Annotated in this window: 1 protein-coding gene; it reads left to right on the top strand. The window is 49.4% G+C overall.

Annotated elements, in window-relative coordinates:
- Positions 1 to 137 precede the first annotated feature (137 nt).
- Positions 138 to 1688: an IS1182 family transposase gene (locus GJ1_RS17335; RefSeq protein ID WP_066235133.1), complete on the top strand. Its 1551-nt coding sequence runs from the start codon at positions 138 to 140 to the stop codon at positions 1686 to 1688.
- The last annotated feature ends 109 nt before the right edge of the window (positions 1689 to 1797 follow it).

The following is a 1797-nucleotide window of genomic DNA, read 5'->3' as shown; positions in this document are numbered from 1 at the left end:
AAAGGGGCTGACCCAAAACGCGAATGCGTTTTGGGATCAGCCCCCACTTTTTTGCCCCAAATATAGAAGAATCGCCCTTTTTTCTGGTAGAATAGAGTCACCGAAACCACTACCACCGAAAGAAGGGCGATTCTTTTATGAAACATGATCATATTTCCTTTAAAGAGTATACCATGGACAACCTCTCTTTGCCAAGCAACATCGCCGATCTCATTCCGCGGGATCACATGGCCCACGTGGTTCATGAGATGGTCGAACGCATCCCTATGGAGACGTTTCTTCCTTACTACAAAGGAGGGGGCACCTCCGCCTATCATCCGAAAATGATGACAAAAATTCTCCTTTACGCTTACACCCAAAAAATGTATCATGGCCGTGAAATTGCACGACAGCTCGAAGTCCACCTTCCCCTTATGTGGCTAAGTGGATTTCAAAAGCCGGACTTCCGCTCCATCAATCGGTTTCGCTCGGAACGGATGAAAGGCCTGATTGACGACCTGTTCCGGGAAATGATCACGCTGCTTGTGGCCGACGGCTATGTCAAGATGGAAGACTATTTTGTGGATGGAACGAAAATTGAAGCGAATGCCAACCGGTACACCTTCGTTTGGCGCAAATCGGCTGAGAAGCACCAGGAGAAACTCCAAGCCAATGTCGATCGGCTGATTGCCCAGATCGAGGCGATCGTGGAGAATGAAAAGGCGGAAGAATGCGAGGCTTCCCCTAGTTGGACGTCTGAAGAAATCCGCCAGAAAACGAAGGAATGGGAAGAGCGGCTCGAGACCGAGCCTGACAATCAGGCATTGAGGAAGGCCGTCAAAACGATGAAGGACGATTACCTGCCCCGCAGTGAAAAATACGAGCACCAACTTCATGTATGCCAAGACCGCAACAGCTATTCCAAGACCGATGTGGATGCCACCTTCATGCGGTTGAAGGAGGATCACATGCGAAACGGCCAGCTCAAGCCGGCCTATAACGTACAGGCAGGTTCTTCCGATCAATTTATTTTGGGGTATTCTCTTCATCAGAGGCCTGGCGACACTCGCTGTCTTCTCCCACATTTGGAGACCATTCGAGAGAAATACGGCGTAGAACCCGAATGTTTGATCGCCGATGCAGCCTATGGTTCGGAAGAGAACTACGTGAAACTGGAAGAAAAGCATATATCGGCCCTGATCAAGTACAATACGTACGAGAAGGAGAACACGCGCAAGGTCAAGAGAAATCCGCATCATCAGCAGAATTGGACCTATCTGGAAGAAGAAGACGTTTGGATTTGTGCGAATGGGAAAAAGCTGGTTCGCACCGGAACTTCGAAACAGACCACGGAATCGGGATACACCTCGGTCACCCGACATTACCAATGCCATGAATGCGAAGGATGTCCGTTCCGTTCGGCCTGCACGACTTCCAAGTATGGACGAACCACGCAATGGAACCCAGTCTATCATGAACAAAAACAGAAAGCTCGTGAACGGCTGGAGAGTGAAGAAGGACAAGCCCGATACCGCCAACGCAAAACCGACATTGAGAGTGTGTTTGGGCAAATCAAACAAAATCGCGGGTTTCGTCGCTTTGTCCTGCGAGGCCTCCAAAAAGTTTCCATCGAATGGGGGCTGATTTGTGCTGCCCACAATCTTCTCAAAAAAGCCGCTAGGGACAAGCAATCGTCCCTGGTGGCATAAATCAGGGGATGAACAGAGGCGGAATTTTCTTTCGTTTGGTAAAATATACAAAAAACAAAGAGGGCTGACTCCAAAAGTCCGCTTTTTGGCGGACTTTTGGGTCAGCCCC

Origin of the sequence: Geobacillus jurassicus NBRC 107829, from assembly GCF_001544315.1 — a bacterium.
In the GTDB taxonomy this organism is placed as follows: Bacteria; Bacillota; Bacilli; order Bacillales; family Anoxybacillaceae; genus Geobacillus; species Geobacillus jurassicus.
Note: the sequence above shows the minus strand (reverse complement) of the source record. Positions and strands in the feature narration are given on the sequence as shown.

Bases quoted from the DNA above. Each gene is read 5' to 3' on its own strand.
- GJ1_RS17335 (WP_066235133.1), top strand. From the start codon at position 138: ATGAAACATGATCATATTTCCTTTAAAGAGTATACCATGGACAACCTC.